Source organism: Bradyrhizobium sp. SZCCHNRI20481, from assembly GCF_032485055.1.
In the GTDB taxonomy this organism is placed as follows: Bacteria; Pseudomonadota; Alphaproteobacteria; order Rhizobiales; family Xanthobacteraceae; genus Bradyrhizobium.
On sequence record NZ_JAUEUE010000006.1, the window covers coordinates 26,858 to 44,968 of the forward strand.

Below are 18,111 nucleotides of genomic sequence, written 5' to 3' on the forward strand. Positions count from 1 at the left end.
GGAGTGCACGCGCGCCAGCGCAAGCGGCTGGCGGACGCTCTGTGGGCAACCGTGACAAAAAAGACCGGTTGCGAATCATGTAAAACGCTGCCGCGACCGGGCCATCGCGTTGCACATGAGGCGCAAATCACTGATTCTTGCAGGCTGAGGGACGATTCGTGCAGGCCACGGCTGCGACATATCTCGACGATCTCAATCCGGAGCAGCGCCGCGCCGTCGAGCATGGCGGTGCGCTGGCCGCACCGGGCCCGCCGCTGCTGATCATTGCCGGCGCGGGATCGGGCAAGACCAACACGCTCGCGCATCGCGTCGCACATCTGCTCGTCAATGGTGCCGATCCGCGCCGTATCCTGTTGATGACGTTCTCGCGCCGCGCGGCGAGCGAGATGAGCCGCAGGGTCGAGCGCATCGCTCGCAAGGTGCTGGGCGGCAAGGCCGAGCCGATCACGGCCGCGCTCACCTGGGCCGGCACGTTTCATGGCCTCGGCGCGCGGATGCTGCGCGACTACGCTGAGCGCGTCGGCCTCGACCCTGTGTTCACGATCCATGATCGCGAGGATTCCGCCGACTTGATGAATCTGGTGCGGCACGAGCGCGGCTTGTCCAACACGCAGCGGCGCTTTCCGACCAAAGGCACCTGCCTTGCGATCTATTCGCGCTGCGTCAACGCCGACATGCCGCTCGACGAGGCACTGGTGCGGCACTTTCCATGGTGCGCGGAATGGGCCGGCGAGCTGAAGGGCCTGTTCGCGGCCTATGTCGAAGCCAAGCAGGCCAATGCCGTGCTCGACTACGACGATTTGCTGCTGTACTGGGCGCAGATGATGGCGGACGAAACCATCGCGCGCGAGATCGGCGATCGCTTCGACCACGTGCTGGTCGACGAATATCAGGACACCAACCGGCTGCAGTCGCAGATCCTGCTCGGCTTGAAGCCCGACGGCGCGGGACTGACGGTGGTCGGCGACGACGCGCAGTCGATCTACGCCTTCCGCGCCGCCACCGTGCGCAACATCCTCGAATTTCCCGATCAGTTCAGCCCGCGCGCCGACATCGTCACGCTGGACCGCAACTACCGATCGACGCAGCCGATCCTCACCGCGGCCAACGGCGTGATCGGGCTGGCACGCGAGCGCTTCACCAAGAATTTGTGGACCGACCGCACGAGCTCGCGCAAACCGCAGCTCGTGACGATCAGCGACGAGACCGACCAGGCGCGCTACATCGTCGAGCAGGTGCTGGCGAAGCGCGAGGAAGGCATCGTGCTGAAGCGGCAGGCCGTCCTGTTCCGAACGTCGTCGCACAGCGGGCCGTTGGAATTCGAGCTCACGCGCCGCAACATCCCGTTCGTGAAGTTCGGCGGGTTGAAGTTCCTCGATGCCGCCCATGTCAAGGACGTGCTGGCCTGCTTGCGCTTCGTCGCGAATCCGCGCGACCGCATCGCCGGCTTCCGCGTGCTGCATCTGATCCCCGGCATCGGACCCGCGTCGGCGCAGCGCCTGCTCGATGCCATCAGCGAGAGCGCCGATCCGATCGCACGGTTGTGTGAGCAACCCGCGCCGGCGCGCGCCGGCGAGGATTGGACGGCGTTCGTGCGTGCGTTGGAGCAGTTGCGCGTCTCGGAATGGCCCGGGGATATCGAGCGCGTCAGGCACTGGTATCAGCCGCATCTCGAGCGCGTTCATGAAGATGCGGAGGTGCGAACCGCCGACCTGCTGCAGCTCGAGCAGATCGCGAGCGGCTATCCATCGCGCGAGCGTTTCCTCACCGAGCTGACGCTCGACCCGCCCGACGCCACCTCCGATCAGTCCGGCGTGCCTTTGCTCGACGAGGACTATCTGATCCTCTCCACCATCCATTCCGCCAAGGGCATGGAGTGGAATTCCGTGCACATCCTCAACGTCGTCGACGGCTGCATGCCCTCCGATCTCGGCGCCGGCACGAGCGCCGAGCTGGAAGAGGAGCGCCGGCTGCTCTACGTCGCCATGACCCGCGCCAAGGACGACCTGCATCTGCTGGTGCCGCAGCGCTTCTTCGTCCATGGCCAGCCGGTGCGCGGCGATCGTCATGTCTATGCCTCACGCACGCGGTTCATTCCGGAAGCGCTGGTGCCGCTGTTCGAACGCACCAGCTGGCCGCGGGCGCAGCCCGGCGCGGCGTATGCGAGCCAGGGTCCGCGCATCGACCTCGGTGCCCGCATGCGCGAGCGCTGGCGGTGAGCGGATCCTTCGCCCTCCCTGCTACGAACTGGGCCCTTGCTGCTTGCGCAGTTTGCGTCGTTTGGCGGGATCTCTCGCCGCGCAAGCGGGGCGAGGTAAGCACCGCGCTCGCCGCAGGATCTAATTTCATGACGTCTCGGCTTTCCTCTCCTTCCACTGCGCCCGAAACCACGCCCAGGTCTGCCGCGTCACCGCAATGTAGCCCTCGCCGCGATACTTGATCTCGCCGTCGACGATCGCATGCAGCTTCGGCAGCGCGTGGAACGGCACCGCGGGATAGGCGTGGTGCTCGACGTGATAGGGCATGTTCCAGGCGAGCCAGTGCACGGCGCGTGTGGTGAAGGTGGTGCGGGTGTTCTGGAAGGCGCTCCTGGTATGGTCGCAGCCGGTGTGTTCGGCGTAGAGATAGGGTCGCAACACCAATTGCCCCAGCAGCAGCGGCAGCACCCAGACCCACAGCAACAGCGCGCTGTGCAGCGCGAGCGAGCCGAGCAGCAGCAGCGCGTAGCCGGCGGCATAGGCGCGCGCCTCGCGTACGATGGTGGCGCGGCGGCCGGCAGGCACCCATGGCACCGTCACCTCGCCGGTGATCGCATGTTGCAGCAGCAGTCGCAGCCGGCCGGCCATCTGGACCAGGCCGGAATAGGCAATCGCGAGCTGCGTCTCCGAACGCGGCTTGGGGCCGACGATCAGCTCCGGATCGCGCAGGGGATCCTGGGTGTGGCGGTGATGCTCCCAATGGAACAGGCAGTAATATTCATAAGGCAGTCCGATCAGGAAGCCGGAGAGATAGCCGACCGCGAGGTTGAGCCTGCGGCTGTCGAAGGCGGTCTTGTGCGCGGTCTCGTGCACCGCCATGAACAGGAACGCGATGAGCACGCCCTGCACCGGCAGCAAGGGCAGCGCCCACAGCACACCATGCGTCGATGCTATCGCTCCGATCAGCGCACCCACGCCGATGATCGCGCCGTAATGGCTGAGCGTGCGTAGCGCGCCCTGCAGGTTGGAGCGCGTGCAGAGCTGCTGCAGCACCGGCGGTGTCAGCAGCTTCGGACGGGGCGCGAATTCGTCGGTGGGCACGTCGGTCATGTCGAACTCGGGTGTCAGCTCTGGAGAAGGGCGGAGACGTTGGCGTTGATGAAATCGCGGTCCGCCGGGATGCGGATCGGATTGCCCGCGCGGTGGCCGTGGATCGAGGGGATCGGCCGCAGCGCCGCGGAGCGGGCGTTCACGAGCTTGGGAAGTTCTCGCTCGTTGTCGCGCCAATCGAAGTAGCGGTCGGTCTGGCCCGGCATCAGCAACATGCGGGCGGTGATCGCGCCGAGCGCTCGGTCGAGATCGCCGCCGAACGCCGCGCAATTGCTGATGTCGCCGCCCTGCCAGATCGCGATCTGAGTCAGCAGGTTGTTCGCGTCGCGATGCGCGAAGGCTAAGTCCCAGGTGGCGGCGAGATAGTCCTCCTGCGAGCCAAAGCCCTGCGCGCGCCAGACCTCGTCGCGATAGAACTCGTAGGACATCGCCCAGCCCGCATAGATCCGCCCCATCGCGCGCAGGCCGGCCACCGGCTTCTCGGCGAAGCGGCCGTTGCGAAATGCGGGATCGGCCATCAGCGCCGCCTTCACCGCGTCGAGAAACAGGTGATTGTAGGGCGAGCAGCGCGCGCTGCCGCACACCACCGCCGCACGCTCCACCATGTCCGGATGACAGGCGGCCCAGTGATAGGCCTGCATGCCGCCCATCGACCAGCCATAGACCAGCGCGATCCGGCCGATTCCGAACTGCTCCTCCACGAGCCGCCGCTGCACCGCGACCGCATCATGATAGCTGATGGACGGGAACGGCGCGTCGCCGAACAGCTCGCGCGTATTCGAAGGCGACGACGACAGGCCATTGCCGAACAGGTTCGGAATGATGACGAAGTACTTGGTGGGGTCGAGCGCGCCGCCGGGCGCGATCAGCCATTCGGTGTCGATATGCTGGGCACCGAACGAGGTCGGATAGAGGATGACGTTGTCCTTGGCCGCATTCAGCGTGCCGTAGGTCTTGTACGCGAGCCGCAGCGACGGGAACGTCACGCCCGACTGCAACACGACGTCGCCCGCCTCGAAGATCTGATAGTCGCCGCCTGTCGTCATGCGCGTGTGTCCGGGTGAGAGGTGCCTTGAGCCTACGTGATGCGTCACCGGCTCACACGCCCATTTTTTGGCATGGCATGACCGCGCAAGAGGCGCGGGCAGCAATCGCATCAGCCGAGGCCATGGGTTCGCATTCCCGCGGCCTCTCAAGCCCGAGCTTTGTCCGGATCGCGTGCCCTCTGAAACGTGAGGGCGCAGGGAAGACCGGGAGCTCGCCGCCCCCATGGCCCGCCTGCGAAAAAAATGCAGGCGGCAGGAACCACAGGTTCGGCTGGGACATCCCGGCCTTCCCTGCACGATGGTCTTAACAGCTGCTTCGCGCTCTCCCTGGGGACCGGCTGTGTTGCCCCCATCGTCGGCGTGATGCGCTTCCGCACCATCATCCGGCTTGACCTCAGCATCGGGAGGCCAGGACCACGCGACTTGACTGTCCGCATCGGATCGTTCGTCGGCGCGACACCGCGCTGCGACCCGCTACGGCCACCGCATCCCCGCCTCGCGTCTCGTGACGACCGCGCGTACGCCCCTCATCGATGAGGCAGGATGGACGCAGTAGAGCACACTTTCGGTAAAAACGAAAGCAAAATATTCGAGCGCCGAAAGTGTCTCATTCCAGACCATTTGAGCCCCGGTCATTCCGGGGCAAGGCCGCCGGCCTTGAACCCGGAATCTCGACATTGCTTTCCTCACTTCGAGATTCCGGGTTCAATCGCCAACACGCAGGCGCTTTGCGCCTGCGTGCCGACGATTGCCCCGGAATGACGGTGGACACGAAGAGCTTAACCTTGTGTTTCGCGTCAGCCGCTTGCAATCCGGCTACGCCCCTTCCAGCTGACGAGCAGAGGCCGTATGACGGCCCGACGCAACGGAATGAGACATGAGCACAGCAATCGAATTCGGCCTGGACACGTTCGGCGACGTCACCCGCAACCCGGAGGGCGCGATGGCCGCCCATGCCCAGGTGATCCGCGACGTCGTCGAGGAGGCGGTGCTGGCCGACCAGCTCGGGCTCGATTTCATCGGGCTCGGCGAGCACCATCGCGGCGATTTCGCGATCTCGGCGCCGGAGGTGGCGTTGGCGGCGATCGCCGCACGCACCACGAAGATCAAGCTCGGCTCGGCGGTGACGGTGCTGAGCTCGGATGACCCGATCCGCGTGTTCCAGCGCTTCTCGACGCTCGACGCGGTGTCGAACGGCCGCGCCGAGGTCATCCTCGGCCGCGGCTCGTTCACCGAGTCCTTCCCGCTGTTCGGCTTCGATCTGAAGGACTACGAGGCGCTGTTCGAGGAGAAGCTCGATCTGTTCGCCAGCCTGCTACCGCAGCAGCCGCTGACCTGGCAGGGCCAGTTGCGCCCGCCGCTGAGGGATCAACTGGTCTATCCGCCGGTCGAACATGGGCGGCTGAAGGGCTGGATCGGCGTCGGCGGCAGTCCCGAGTCTGTCGTGCGCGCCGCGCATTACGAGCTGCCGCTGATGCTCGCGATCATCGGCGGCGACCCGAAACGGTTCGCGCCCTATGTCGAGCTGTACCATCGCGCGCTCAAGCAGTTCGGCCGCGAGACGAAGCCGATCGGCGTGCATTCGCCGGGTTATGTCGCCGACACCGACGAAGTGGCACGCGAGGAGCTGTGGCCGGACTACAAGACCATGCGCGACCGCATTGGCCGCGAGCGCGGCTGGCCGCCGATGGGCCGCGACGAGTTCGTCCAGGAGGCCGATCACGGCTCGCTCTATGTCGGCTCGCCGGAGACCGTGGCGCAGAAGATCGCCGCGACGATCAAGGCGCTCGGCCTGTCGCGGTTTCAGCTGAAATACTCAGCCGGTCCACTGCCGCATGCGAAACTGATGCGGAGCATCGAGCTGTATGGCAAGGTGGTGGTGCCGAGGGTGAGGGAGTTGCTGGCGGAGCAGTAGGCTGCCTACGCGGTCCGTCACCATGTCCGCAACCGCGCCTGGCTCTTGCATCACGGGACCTGGATCAGAGGCGCGACCAAAACGGCTCGTTCAGGACAATCCAAGCGAGCCGATTAATAGAGCCTTCGTGACACGCATCGTAAGCTCGACGTCGCGCGTGCCTGCTCCGATCAAGGGGGAGCAATCCGATCGGCTGCCCGGAGGCGGACGACAAGCTTGCAAGCCTGGGGACGAACTGATGTTGCTGAAGATCATCGCGGTGGTTTACGGACTCTGGTTCGTTCAGGCCGCCTTGGAGCCCGGCTTCTACGATACGCCGTCTCACATGGTGAGCTCGACGCTCGCGCTCGGCGGATTGCTCGCGCTGTTCGATCACGCCTTCAGGATGGGCTGGCTCTCCGCCAACATCTGGCGGATCGTTGCGCTTGTCTACGTCGCCGACGGCCTGGTCCACGTCGTCCCGAGCGCCAAGGCTCTGATCGAGGCGCAACGTTTCGAGGTGCTGGCGGGCGCTGCGGCGATCAGCTTCGTTTTCCAACTCCCGATGCTCTTCAGCTTGTGGCGATTGTCGTTTCCGTCCACGCGCTCGGATCAGACCGGTCTCGCACGCATGGCCATGCGATAAGCGTCAGGCCCTGTAAGCCTTCGACGTCGCTCACCGCCTCATACCTGCCCGGGCAACAACGGCCCGCGCTCACCTGCCGCCAGCCGCGCAAGCTCCCCGGCCGTCCGCGCCAGCACACCGTCCCAAGCCATCGGCTTGTCCTGGCGGAACAGCCGCATGGTCGGATACCACGAGGTGTCGGCGCGGTCGCGCAGCCAGCGCCAGTCGAGCGCATAGGGCAAGAGCACCCAGACCGGGCGGCCGAGCGCGCCGGCGAGATGCGCCACCGACGTGTCGACGGAGATGACGAGGTCGAGCGCGGCAACGGCGGCCGCGGTCTCGGCGAAGTCGCTCAGCAGCGGCGCGAGATCGATGACGTCGGTGCCAAGCTCGGCGAGCCCTAGCGCATCGTCCGGTCGCGGCTCCTTCTGCAAGGAATAGAGCTGCACGCCCGGCATCACCAGCCGCGGCAGCACCGCCTGCGCGGTGAGCGAGCGCTGGCGGTCGCCCTTGTGCCTGGGATTGCCGGCCCAGACCACGCCGACCTTCAATGACGGCGCGCGCCCGAGCACGTTGCGCCACGCGGCCACCTTGATCGGATCGGCCGCAAGATAAGGCACCTCGGCCGGAATCGTCTCCAGCGTGGTGCCGAAGATGCGCGGCAGATCCATCAGCGGCGCCTGCAGGTCGAATGGCGGCAGCGGCGCGCCGCGCGGCACCACGGTCACGCCCTCCAGACAGCGCAGCAGCGGCGCGATCGCCGGCTGCACCTGCAGCACGATATTGCCGTCCATCGTCTTGACGCGATCCACATAGCGCACGAATTGCAGCGCATCGCCGATGCCGTATTCGGCGAACAGCAGCAACGTGCGTCCCTCAAGCGGCTCACCCTGCCATTCCGGCGCGCCGAAACGCGGCATGCCCGCGGAGAGATCAGGACAGTCGCGGCCCCAGCGATGCTCGGCGAAGCCGTTCACGAGGTCGCCGCACATCAGCAGGAAATGCGCGTGATTGTAGCGCGCGAGCGCGTTGTCGGGCGCGAGCGAAATCGCGTGATGCGAGGCCGCCAGCGCGGCGTCGATGTCGCCGGCATTACGCAGCGCCACCGCGAGATTGGCGTAGCCCTTGGCATAGGCCGGATCGGCGGCGACGGCGCGGCGATGCGCCGCGACGGCAGCATCGATCTCGCCGCGCAGCTCATGGATGATGCCGAGATTGGTATGCGCCGGGGCGTGATCGGGCTGCAGCGCCAGCGCGTGCTCGCAGGCGGCGATGGCGGCGTCGAGCTGTCCTGTCCCGCACAGGCAGGCGGCGAGATTGCTGAGCACGACCACATCGGTGGGATCGAGCGCCGCGGCGCGGCGATAGGCCTCGACGGCCTCGGCCGGGCGGCCGGCCTCGTGCAGCGCGTGCCCCAGCAATCGCGCGGCCTTGGCATCGCCCGGCGCAAGATCGCCGGCGCGGCGGTAATGGATCGCGGCGTCAGCGTAGGCGCGCTGCTTGTAGAGCACGTCGCCGAGGGCGAGGTGGAGGCCAGCATCGGCCGGCTGCGCCGCCAGCGCATGCAGATAGGCGGGCACGGCCTCGTCATATCTGGCCTGGTCGGCGAGCACATGCGCCAGCGCCCGCCATGCACCGGGAAAGGACGGCTCGCGCTCGAGCAGCGCGCGATAGGCCGCTTCCGCCTCGGCACGCCGCCCCTGTCGGTTGAAGGCGAGCGCGAGATTCCAGCGCGCGCGCAACAGCGCCGGATCGAGCGCCAGCGCGTGGCGATAGGCGGCTTCGGCCTCGGTAAAGCGGGCGAGCTCCAGCAGCGCGCTGCCGAGCTTGCTGTAGATGGCGGCATCGTGCGGTCTCAACGCTGCGGCGCGCGCAAAGGCGTCGGCAGCGCCGTCGCGCTCACCTTTCACCGCCAGCGCGTCGCCGAGCGTCACATAGGCCGGCGCATGGTTGGGATCGCGTGCGAACACGCACGCCAGCAGCTCCGCGCCGTCTGCCATGCGGCCATCGGCGAAGGCGAGGATCGCGGACAGATGCAGCGCCGGCAGATGATCCGGCACCGCCCGGAGGATGTCGCTGCACAGGGCCTTGGCCGAACCGGCACGCCCGGCATTGTAGTGATCAGCCGCCTCGATCAGCAGCCGCTCGACGGCAACAGCCCCCATGATGTCCTCAACCTCTCGCACTCGGATGCAGAGTTGAACGTGTGGCAGCGCGATTCCAGGCGAGACTCGGGGCCGAGCCGGCTCAGCCTGCCGCCACCTCCATCCGCATGGCCGCCTTGCGGGCGCGCTCGACGTCGGGCGTGCGATAGGCCGCCTCCGGAATGGTGCCCAGCCGCGACTCGTGAAGGCGCGCGCCCAGGCCATAGAACTGCTGGAAGCTCATGATCAGCGGCCGCCATTTGTCCGGGTCGATACGGTCACGCGTGCCGTCCATCAGGATGGCCTCGTCGACATGGATCCGCTGCACCCGCACCTCGAAGCACTGGATGTGCCCCCTCAGGATCGCGTCGTCGTCGGCGATGCCATGCACCGACTCGATGCGCGCTTCGAGCTGGACCGCGCATTCGGCGACGCGCGGGGCCGCAACGGTCTCCGACGCCGTTGCGGTCAGCCCGGCGGCGGCGAACTTGTCGGACACGTGGCGATAGCCCTTGCGCTGCTTCATCGCCGGCACCGGGTCCGATCCCGTGGTCTGCGCCAGGCGATCGACGGCGGCGACGAGATCGACCGACGGCAGGTTCAGCACGCACTCGCCGGTGCGGCGCATGTTCTGCGGCGTCTTCGATCCGGCGGCGAGGCCCAGCATGCAGCGCCAGCCGAGCCAGAACGCCGACGACATCGGCGCGAGATTGAAGCCGCCGTTCTCATTGACCGTGCTGATGAGGACGACCGGCGTCCCAAAATAGAGGATGCCCGGCTCGATGGTCGTATGCATGGAAAGCTCTCCAGGGTGATGCATCTCGGCGGCGATTGCGCGCCGCACGGACGGGGCTCAGGCCGCCGTCTCACCCGGAGAAGTTCCTCAATGGCGACGACGCGCTCCACCCGATTCCCGAACGGGCCGGATCACGCGTGCGCCGGGCTTGATCTGGAGAGGTCTGCGCGCGCAAGGCTGCGGCAGTTGGCGATCCCGGCATGACTCGAACATGCGACCTACGGTTTAGGAAACCGCCGCTCTATCCAGCTGAGCTACGGGACCGGAGCCTGCACCGAAGTGCACCTGCTTCGCCGCCTCCATAGCAGACCCGGCCACCGACCGGAAGCCTCTCCGGTCGTCGCCTGAACCGGACGGCCGGCCGTGGCACAACGACGCTCGGGTCCTGTGAGGGGAAGACGGTGGGAACGCGGCCGCGTGATCCCGGTTGAGGCGGGGCGCCTACCGATCACAGGCCCGTAGGGAGGGGTGGTTTGACTATCCGGAAGGCAGCCGATGGTCTAAGAGAACGGCGCCGATCCGGACCCCAGCCTTGGGATCGCCGTATTGGTCGTGCCTGAGCGCGTCACGTGGCCGGGCCAGCCGTCCGGCGCGACGAGATCCGCTTCATCCAGCGCGCCTGCCCATTTCAGCCGAGGGAAACAGACAAGTCGATGCTCATCCGGTCGGTCATTTCAGGCGCGCTCGCAGCTCTGCTCTCCGTCGCCGCCGCAAGCGCGCAGGATACCCGCCATCTGCTGGAGTCCAAGGAGTCGCTCTACAACAACATCTATGTCTACGAGCAGGCGCCCTACCGTAGCATGACCTTCGGTCACAACCGGCGCATCTATACCGAGAGCGTCTACAACACCCGCGACGAGCTCGATCTGCCGGTCGACTATACCCGCTTCATGACCGCGAGCGTGATGTATGCCAAGGACGTCCGCTCGATCCTGGAGATCGGCTTCGGCGGTGGCCGCACCGCCTGGTACCTGCACCGCTCCCTGCCCATGGTGCAGGTGACCTCGGTCGAGCTCGATCCGACCGTGCTGGAGCTCGCCAAGAAATATTTTGGCATCAAGGAGGAGCCGAACTTCCACGTCGCCAACCGCGACGGCCGGCTGTTCGTGCAGGAATCCAAGGAGCGCTACGACATCATCCTGATCGATGCCTATCGCGGCCCGTTCGTGCCGTTCCATCTGCTGACCAAGGAGTTCTACCAGCTCGTCAAGGACCATCTCGCCGAGGGCGGCGTGGTGGCGCAGAACGTCGAGCCGTCGACCATGCTGTTCGACGCCGCGGTCAAGACCATTCACAGCGTGTTCCCGCAGGTCGACTTCTACGAGGCCGGCGGCAACATCGTCATGGTCGGCTATCTCGGCGACGAGCGGAAGCCCGAGGATCTCGCCGCCATCGCGCAGGAGCGCGACAAGGAGTTCGGCTTCCGCTACAAGCTTGCCGAGATGCTGGCGCAGCGCAAGCGCATCGACATCGACGGCGGCCAGGTGATCGATGCGAACGCCAAGGTGCTGACAGACGACTTCGCGCCGGTCGAGGCGCTGAAGAGCATCGAGCGCCACAACAGGAAGCTGCCGTGAGCGCGCCGGTGTCACGCTCGGGCCTGCTGGCGATCTATCTCTGCTCGTTCCTGGTCGGCTGCGTGCTGATGGGCTTTGAGATGCTCGGCAGCCGCTATCTCAACCCGTATTTCGGCAGCGGCATCGGCGCCTGGGCCAGCCTGATCTCGACGGTGCTGTGCGCGCTCGCGATCGGCTATTTCGCCGGCAGCGCCATCGTCGACCGCCAGCCGACGACACGCACCATCGGCACCATGATCCTGATCGCCGCCGCCTACATGGCGCTCGTGCCGGCGACGGCCGACATCGTCATGGCCGACATCCTCGACACGGTCGGCGACGGTCCGGCGGCCACGCTGATGGCCTCGACCGCGCTGCTGCTGGTGCCGCTGACCCTGCTCGGCACCTTCTCGCCGATCGCCGTCAGCCTGTTGACGCGCTCGGCCGACGAGGCCGGCCGCGTCGCCGGACTGGTCTACGGCGTCTCGACCATCGGCAACGTCGTCGGCACGCTGGTCACGACCTTCGCGCTGATCCCGACCATCGGCTCGCGCGCGATCACCTATTATTTCGCGGTGGCGCTGGCTGTCTGCGCCGGCATCCTGTTCATTCCGTTCGGCAAGAAGACGTCCTGATTTTCATTTTGAAGAGCTTCTCGATGACTGAGTTCTGGCCTCGCCTGACCGCTACGGTGGCAATGGCGGCATTGCTGTTTGCATCCCCCGCGGCACGCGCCGCAGAGGCGCAGATCGAGCTCTGGGACGGGCAGCGCGCGATGGCCCATATCGCGGACCTGCTGAAATTCACGCCGCGCTCGATGGGCGAGCCGGGACATCAGAAAACGATCGACTACATCAAGGCGGCGATGGCCAAGAGCGCGGCGGACGCGGTGCTGACGCAGAGCTTCACCGCCAAGGGCGACGACGGCAAGACGATCCCGCTGACCAACATCATCGCCCGCTTCCAGGCGCAGAACCCGCGCCGCATCATCGTCGCGACGCATTACGACAGCATCGTCAAGGCCTATCGCGACCCGAAATCGCCGGACGCACCGATGCCGGGGGCCAACAACTCCGCCTCGGCGGTCGCGCTGCTGCTGGAGACCGCACGCGTGCTGTCGCTGTCGCCGAAGCCCGACGTCGGCATCGACATGATCTTCTTCGACGGCGAGGAGGGGCCGAAATCGCTCGGCGCCGGCGATCCGACCTGGCGTCCGCTGGGCTCGCCGCATTTCGCGGCCAATCTGAAGACCTATTATCCGGCGCACAAGCCGGAGAAGGCGGTCGATTTCGACATGGTCTGCGACAAGGATCTCAAGCTGCAGCCGGAGCCCTCGTCGCTCGGCTCGGCGCTGCCGGAGCTCAAGAAGTTCTGGAGCATCGGCAGCCGTATCGCGCCGCAGGCGTTCTCGCCGGAGCCCACGGCGTATCCGATCAGCGACGACCACACGGCGCTGCAGCAGGCCGGGATTCCGAGCTTCCTCGTCATCGACTTCGACTACGAGCCGTATTTCAACACCACGCAGGATACGATCGAGCAGTGCTCGGCGCAGAGCCTCGAGACCGTCGGCCGCACCCTGCTGCGCTACCTCTATACGCCTTGATGCGCTGCAGCCGGCACCGGCCGCTCGCTTACGCCGCCCGTGACGGCTGCTCCCTGACGGCCCCCCGACGCGGCAGGTGACACGCGCGCCAGCAGGCCCGGCAGCAGGGCCTCCGCGGCCTCGGCGCCCGAGATCACCACGGCCTCCACCCCCGCTCCGGCATTGCCGCCGCCGGCGATGACGAGGTTGCGCAGCGGAGCCTTGGCGCCCTTCAGCCGTCCCGACCCGGCCACGCCATAGATCGCGCCGGCGCTGGCGAGGTCGTAGCGCGCATAGGTCACGGGGCTGGCGTCGGTGCGGTAGACGATATGCTGCGCCAGGCCGGGAATGATGGTCTCGGCGGCCGCAACCATGGCATCGCCGAGCTGCTGCTTGCGCGCCTCGTAGTCCGGCGAGCGCCGCCACGCCTTCCAGTCGTCGCCGCCCTCGCCCGGAAACCAGCCCTTGGCCTGCTCGTGAGGAACGAGGGTGATGATCGTCATCGTCGCATGTCCGTCAGGCGCCGCCGACGGATCGAGCTTGGACATCACCGCGAGGCCGATCCCCATCGGCGAGTCGAGATGCGTGGTGGGCGCGATGTCGGGCACCATGTCGAGGCCGAGATGCACCGAGAAGCACGACGTCGCCGGCGCGAGGGTGCGGGCACGCTCACGAAAGACGGCGGGCAGATCGTCGGGCCTCAGAAGCTCGGTCAAGGTGCGGCCGAGATCGGCATTCGAGACCACCGCCTGCGCGCGAACCGTGCGGCCATTGCCGAGCACGACACCCACGGCGCGGCCCTCCTCGACCAGGATGCGCGTGACCTTGGATTTCAGATGCACCTCGCCGCCGCGTGCGGTGATGGCCTCGGCCAGCACGTCCGAGAGGTGGCCGGAGCCGCCGACCGGATAAAAGCCGCCCTTGAAATAGTAGCCGAAGATCGGGACCATCTGGGCGCAGCTCAGCTTCTCGCTGCCGTCGCCGAGATAGCCCGACAGCGCATTGAGATAGGCGATCAGCTCGGGATCGGAGACATGGGCGGCGACCAGCTCGTCAAACGGGCGGTTCATCCAGCGGTACGCCTGCGGATGCTTGCGCGGGAAGGCCAGCATCTCCTCCAATGTGGCCGGCATGCCGGGAATGCCGCTGCGGCCCTGCCCCGTCGCATACATGCTCTCGAAGATGGCATGGATGGTGTCGAACAGCCGGGTCAGCCCATCCGCGCTGGCGGGAAACATCTCGCAGAGCAGTCGGACATAGGCGCGCCAGTCCTCGGGCACGTCGATGCGGCGGCCGGCGAGACGGTAGGAGTGGATGACCCGCTTCCACTGGATGCGGTCGGCGACGCCGAGCCGGCGCAGCACGCTGTCGACCGGCCCGCCGGGCCAGACGCCGGAGAAATCGTGCGGCCCGGCATCGAAGCGATACAGCACCGGCTTGTTGTCGTGGTGGGCCTTGCGCAGATAAGTGTGGCAGAAGCCGCCGGGCACGACGTGGTGGTCGAACACCTTCACCTTCAGCCCGGACTCCGCGAGCAGGGCTGCCGCCGTCAGCCCGCCGATGCCCGCGCCGATCACCGCGACGTCGCACTCGGTGTCGGCCGCTTGGGTGAAGCTCGGCGCCGGCCATTGGCACTCCTCGCGCGCGGCCCGCATGCGCAGCAAGGCCTGGCGAATCGCGAAGTGCGGGCCGAAGATCGAGATCAGCGCGCCGCCGACGACGATCATCGTCGTGATCCAGGAGGCGACGCCGGCCCAGCGGCACAGGCCGAGCACGAGGAACAGGACGCCCCAGAGCCCGGTCATCATCATGTTGATCAGGTGGAACTGGGGCGTCGCGGCGCTGTCGGCATAGGCCGACCGGGAATAGTCCGCTGTCCAGGGACGGCCGACGGCGAGCGAAGCGAAGCTGATGAGGCCGAGCGCTGCGAAGGACAGCCACAGCGCATTGCCGGCCGTCCAATTCGGCGCGACGTCGTTGGCGATCGCCAGCACGACGAACAGCGCGAGGCTTTTGAGTTCCAGCAGCGCGAGCTGGCCCCGGGAGGCTCGCCAGACGTTGGCGGCCAGCGCCAGGCCCAGCGCGGACCACACCGCCCATGCCGGCTGGTGCCAGGCCAGTAGCGCCCAGAACACGACGAACGGCAGCAGCGCCAGCTTGACCGTGAGGAACACTTTCATGGCAGCCTCCTCGGCGCCGGACGCGGCGCAGTTCATCTTTCCATTGTCAAGATATTCATAGGTGCGCTCGCCCGGTTCCGTCAACACCAATCTTTCCATCGTCAAGATTAGTTTCGTCAACTACGGCGGGATGAAAATGGTGGAAAGATGCTGCGTATCGTTCCGGCGCCACAGCAAGGTGCGATTCACGAGCGGCACCGCCGTCAATGCCGACCCGACTGTGGCAACCAGATCACGGAACCACGGCAAATAAAGAAGAAAGTCGCAAATTACGCAGCATTGGAGTCACACCTCGCCGCAAAATGGCGACAATCTCCCGTCATCTGAGGCGGGGAGCCGCTGAGGATTGCCGTTCGTGTACCCACCCCGCCTGCCAGTACTGATCTTTGCAGCGATCACCTGCCTGCCCGCCGTGCAACCTCCACGCGCGCACGCAGAGTGGTGGAGCCGCTCCCCGACGGATTTCGAGGAATGCGCCGACGCCGCCGAGAAGTCGGCCTCCAAGGAGGAGAAGACGGCGGCGCTGGCGCAGTGCAACGCTAAATTTGCCGGGAGACGGAAGCCGGGCGGCGGCTATGTCTATTACGACTTCATGCAGGATCGCAGCTTCGACATTGCCGGTCCCAATCCCACGGCCGAAGAGCAGAAGTTCATCGACCAGCAGTATACGCAATACCTCGAGCGCCAGCGCCACGCCAACATGAGCTCGGCGATGATGTCGCGGCCGCAAACGCAGGACCTCCAGCCCTCGCTCCGGGACATGACGGCGCGGGCCGCGATCGAGCCGCCGAAGCCGGCCATGCCGGCCCCGCCGCCGCAACGGCCGAGCAAGCCGCCGGCTTCGTCCGCGCAAGGCGGATTGCCACCGCCGACGTCGAACGTGGAGGCACGCGCCCGCATCAAGGCGGCGCAATGTGCCAAGGACGGCTGGCGCCGCGATTCGTTCTCGTGCAACTTTCCGGTCCTGTCCGAGAAGCTCGACGAACTGAAGCGGATGTTCACCGGCCCGAGCCAGACCGCGGCCGCGCCGCCCGGGGCCAAGGCGCCGAAACGGGCCGAAGCCAGGAACTGAGCCGCGCGCGACACGTTCCCCCTGTGCGACCATTCTGCACGCGGCTTGTAACGCCGCGTGCAAGCCCATAGGTTTTGTCGGCGTGGGGCGCAGGAGGCAGGGTCATGGGTCTACTTGATATCCTCAACGGCATGCAGAACGGCCCGAACGGGCCGAGTCATCCGACCACGCAGAAGAGCGGCGGCATGTCGCCGATGACGATGGCGATCCTCGCTTTGCTGGCGTGGAAAGCGGTGAAGCATTTCTCGCAGAATGGGCAGCAGCCGAACGCGGCGCCAGCGCCGGTCCCGCCGCCCCAGCCGACCGGGAATCAAGGTGGACCGCTCGGCGGTGCGCTTGGTGGCGGATTGAGTGGCGGCCTCGGCAACATCATCGCCGGCGGCCTGGGCGGCCTGCTGGCGGGCGGTGCCGCCGGCAGCGTGCTGTCGGGCGGGCTCGGCGATCTCCTGCGCCAGTTCCAGGACAAGGGCCATGGCGACACCGCGAACTCCTGGGTCTCCCCCGGCGAGAACAAGCCGATCTCGCCCGGCGATCTCGCCAATGCGCTCGGCGCCGATCAGATCGATCAGCTCACCGCGCAGAGCGGGCTGTCGCGCGACGAGCTGTTGAACGGGCTGAGCCAGTACCTGCCGAAGGTGATCGATCAGCTCACGCCGGACGGGCGGCTGCCGACCGAGCACGAATTGGCGGGCCGGATCTGACGCTCCGCGATCGCTGACGGGAAGGACGACACTCATGCTGCACATTCTGATCGTCGGGCTGGTCGCCGGCTTCCTGGCGCGGCTTCTATCGCCGGGTCCCAACAATCCCTCCGGCTTCATCCTGACCATCGTGCTCGGAATCCTCGGCGCGTTCCTCGCCACCGCCATCGGGCAGGCCATCGGCCGCTACGGCCCCGACCAGGGCGCGGGCTACGTGACCGCGACCCTCGGCGCGGTCGTGGTGCTATTCATCTGGAACAGGCTGGTCGCCAGCGGCACGATCCGCGATTTCAATCGGTAACCGCCTCACGCCACGTCATTGCGAGCGACCACAGCGGCCGCTCGCCATGACCATTTCACCCCAACAGATGCATCCCCGCATCCATGCGCACGACCTCGCCGGTCATGTGGCCTGACGCCGGACTCGCCAGGAACGCCACGAGCTGCGCGATATCCTCAGCGGATGAAGCCGCGCGCAGCGGCACCCGCGCCACCACGGCATCGCGCACCTGCTTGGCGCCGGCCTCGCCGCGGCCCTTGGTGAACCAGGGCGTATCGATATAGCCGGGGCAGACGGTGTTGACGCGGATCGCGGGTGCCAGGGCGCGAGCCAGCGACAGCGTCATCGTGTTGAGCGCGCCCTTGCTGGCGGCGTAGGCGACCGACGAGCCGACGCCGCTGATGCCGGCCACCGACGAGACGTTGACGACCGCGGACGCACGCGCCGTCGCCTTGGCCGCCGCTTCGAGCAGCGGCCGCGCGGCGCGCACCATCTGGAAGGGGCCGATGGTGTTGACCGCGAAGATGCGTTGGAAATCCTCGGCCGAAAGACCGTCGAGCTGATCGTGCGGTACGTGCTTGGTGGTGCCGGCATTGTTGACGAGCGCATCCAGCCGGCCCCAGTCCGCAGCGGCGGCGACGATCTTGCGGCAATCCTCGTCGCGCGACACGTCGCCTTGGATGACGACGACCTCGGCACCTTCCTTGCGGCAGAGATCGGCGGTCTGCTCGGCCTCACTCTTGCTGTTCGAATAGTTCACGACGATGCGCATGCCGGCCTTCGCCAGCAGCAACGCGGTCGCGGCTCCGAGACCGGACGCCGAACCCGTCACGATCGCGCACAGACCTTCAGCCATTCCGCACCTCCCTGTTTGCTTTGCTTCTTCTTAGCCAACATCGCTGCATCTGCAAAATCGGCACAATCTCC

The 18,111-nt window shown here is 66.7% G+C and carries 15 protein-coding genes and 1 tRNA gene; 9 read left to right on the forward strand and 7 right to left on the reverse strand.

Annotated elements, in window-relative coordinates; all coding sequences use genetic code 11:
• The first annotated feature begins 158 nt into the window (after nt 1-158).
• On the forward strand, nt 159-2,219 hold the full coding sequence (locus tag QX132_RS10950; RefSeq protein ID WP_316161140.1) for an ATP-dependent helicase: 2,061 nt from the start codon (nt 159-161) through the stop codon (nt 2,217-2,219).
• A 126-nt stretch (nt 2,220-2,345) separates the two neighbouring features.
• On the opposite strand, the gene QX132_RS10955 is transcribed toward QX132_RS10950, so the two are convergent.
• A complete protein-coding gene (locus tag QX132_RS10955; protein WP_316161142.1) occupies nt 2,346-3,308 on the reverse strand; it encodes a fatty acid desaturase in 963 nt (320 codons plus the stop codon).
• Nucleotides 3,309-3,322: 14 nt separating this feature from the next.
• Nucleotides 3,323-4,354: an alpha/beta fold hydrolase gene (locus QX132_RS10960; protein ID WP_316161144.1), complete on the reverse strand. Its 1,032-nt coding sequence runs from the start codon at nt 4,352-4,354 to the stop codon at nt 3,323-3,325.
• A gap of 877 nt (nt 4,355-5,231) precedes the next feature.
• Here QX132_RS10960 and QX132_RS10965 point away from each other — a divergent pair.
• Nucleotides 5,232-6,269, forward strand: coding sequence for an LLM class flavin-dependent oxidoreductase (locus QX132_RS10965; RefSeq protein WP_316161145.1), 1,038 nt, complete (start codon nt 5,232-5,234; stop codon nt 6,267-6,269).
• Nucleotides 6,270-6,507: 238 nt separating this feature from the next.
• On the forward strand, nt 6,508-6,894 hold the full coding sequence (locus QX132_RS10970; protein WP_316161147.1) for a hypothetical protein: 387 nt from the start codon (nt 6,508-6,510) through the stop codon (nt 6,892-6,894).
• Nucleotides 6,895-6,932: 38 nt separating this feature from the next.
• Here QX132_RS10970 and QX132_RS10975 read toward each other — a convergent pair whose 3' ends face one another.
• From QX132_RS10975 to QX132_RS10985, 3 genes are all read right to left on the reverse strand, one after another.
• Complete coding sequence (locus tag QX132_RS10975; protein WP_316161148.1) at nt 6,933-9,038, reverse strand: tetratricopeptide repeat protein; 2,106 nt, start codon at nt 9,036-9,038, stop codon at nt 6,933-6,935.
• A gap of 82 nt (nt 9,039-9,120) precedes the next feature.
• Nucleotides 9,121-9,813, reverse strand: a complete 693-nt coding sequence (locus QX132_RS10980) for a flavin reductase family protein (protein WP_316161150.1) — start codon at nt 9,811-9,813, stop codon at nt 9,121-9,123.
• Between the two features lie 187 nt (nt 9,814-10,000).
• Nucleotides 10,001-10,077 (reverse strand) — tRNA-Arg (locus QX132_RS10985).
• A 389-nt stretch (nt 10,078-10,466) separates the two neighbouring features.
• Between QX132_RS10985 and QX132_RS10990 the strand changes: the two genes are divergently transcribed.
• From QX132_RS10990 to QX132_RS11000, 3 genes are read left to right on the forward strand one after another with little or no spacing between them, the layout of a single operon-like run.
• Nucleotides 10,467-11,390: a fused MFS/spermidine synthase gene (locus QX132_RS10990; protein ID WP_316161152.1), complete on the forward strand. Its 924-nt coding sequence runs from the start codon at nt 10,467-10,469 to the stop codon at nt 11,388-11,390.
• Nucleotides 11,387-12,004, forward strand: a complete 618-nt coding sequence (locus QX132_RS10995; protein ID WP_315735121.1) for a fused MFS/spermidine synthase — start codon at nt 11,387-11,389, stop codon at nt 12,002-12,004. The genes QX132_RS10990 and QX132_RS10995 overlap by 4 nt, the downstream gene beginning before the upstream one ends.
• 23 nt (nt 12,005-12,027) lie before the next feature.
• Nucleotides 12,028-12,972 carry a M28 family peptidase gene (locus tag QX132_RS11000; protein ID WP_316161153.1) on the forward strand — a complete coding sequence of 315 codons (945 nt, stop codon included), beginning with the start codon at nt 12,028-12,030 and terminating at the stop codon, nt 12,970-12,972.
• Here the strand turns inward: QX132_RS11000 and QX132_RS11005 are convergent.
• Nucleotides 12,960-15,131, reverse strand: coding sequence for an FAD-dependent oxidoreductase (locus QX132_RS11005; protein ID WP_316161351.1), 2,172 nt, complete (start codon nt 15,129-15,131; stop codon nt 12,960-12,962). The two genes, QX132_RS11000 and QX132_RS11005, sit on opposite strands and share 13 nt — an antisense overlap.
• A gap of 355 nt (nt 15,132-15,486) precedes the next feature.
• Between QX132_RS11005 and QX132_RS11010 the strand changes: the two genes are divergently transcribed.
• The 3 genes from QX132_RS11010 to QX132_RS11020 all read left to right on the forward strand — a co-directional run bounded on the left by QX132_RS11010 (nt 15,487) and on the right by QX132_RS11020 (nt 17,205).
• Nucleotides 15,487-16,203 (forward strand): hypothetical protein, encoded by a 717-nt coding sequence (locus QX132_RS11010; RefSeq protein ID WP_315735127.1) that lies wholly within the window; start codon nt 15,487-15,489, stop codon nt 16,201-16,203.
• A 104-nt stretch (nt 16,204-16,307) separates the two neighbouring features.
• Entirely contained in the window at nt 16,308-16,904 is a 597-nt protein-coding gene (locus QX132_RS11015) for a YidB family protein (RefSeq protein WP_315775667.1), read from the forward strand.
• 34 nt (nt 16,905-16,938) lie between these two features.
• Nucleotides 16,939-17,205 (forward strand): GlsB/YeaQ/YmgE family stress response membrane protein, encoded by a 267-nt coding sequence (locus tag QX132_RS11020; RefSeq protein ID WP_315735131.1) that lies wholly within the window; start codon nt 16,939-16,941, stop codon nt 17,203-17,205.
• Nucleotides 17,206-17,260: 55 nt separating this feature from the next.
• Here QX132_RS11020 and QX132_RS11025 read toward each other — a convergent pair whose 3' ends face one another.
• Entirely contained in the window at nt 17,261-18,040 is a 780-nt protein-coding gene (locus tag QX132_RS11025; RefSeq protein ID WP_315775668.1) for an SDR family oxidoreductase, read from the reverse strand.
• Between the last annotated feature and the right edge of the window lie 71 nt (nt 18,041-18,111).

Bases quoted from the DNA above. Each gene is read 5' to 3' on its own strand.
- QX132_RS10980 (WP_316161150.1), bottom strand. From the start codon at position 9,813: ATGCATACGACCATCGAGCCGGGCATCCTCTATTTTGGGACGCCGGTC.
- QX132_RS10975 (WP_316161148.1), bottom strand. From the start codon at position 9,038: ATGGGGGCTGTTGCCGTCGAGCGGCTGCTGATCGAGGCGGCTGATCAC.
- QX132_RS10960 (WP_316161144.1), bottom strand. From the start codon at position 4,354: ATGACGACAGGCGGCGACTATCAGATCTTCGAGGCGGGCGACGTCGTG.
- QX132_RS10970 (WP_316161147.1), top strand. From the start codon at position 6,508: ATGTTGCTGAAGATCATCGCGGTGGTTTACGGACTCTGGTTCGTTCAG.
- QX132_RS11015 (WP_315775667.1), top strand. From the start codon at position 16,308: ATGGGTCTACTTGATATCCTCAACGGCATGCAGAACGGCCCGAACGGG.
- QX132_RS10990 (WP_316161152.1), top strand. From the start codon at position 10,467: ATGCTCATCCGGTCGGTCATTTCAGGCGCGCTCGCAGCTCTGCTCTCC.
- QX132_RS11025 (WP_315775668.1), bottom strand. From the start codon at position 18,040: ATGGCTGAAGGTCTGTGCGCGATCGTGACGGGTTCGGCGTCCGGTCTC.
- QX132_RS10955 (WP_316161142.1), bottom strand. From the start codon at position 3,308: ATGACCGACGTGCCCACCGACGAATTCGCGCCCCGTCCGAAGCTGCTG.
- QX132_RS11005 (WP_316161351.1), bottom strand. From the start codon at position 15,131: ATGAAAGTGTTCCTCACGGTCAAGCTGGCGCTGCTGCCGTTCGTCGTG.
- QX132_RS11020 (WP_315735131.1), top strand. From the start codon at position 16,939: ATGCTGCACATTCTGATCGTCGGGCTGGTCGCCGGCTTCCTGGCGCGG.
- QX132_RS10965 (WP_316161145.1), top strand. From the start codon at position 5,232: ATGAGCACAGCAATCGAATTCGGCCTGGACACGTTCGGCGACGTCACC.
- QX132_RS11000 (WP_316161153.1), top strand. From the start codon at position 12,028: ATGACTGAGTTCTGGCCTCGCCTGACCGCTACGGTGGCAATGGCGGCA.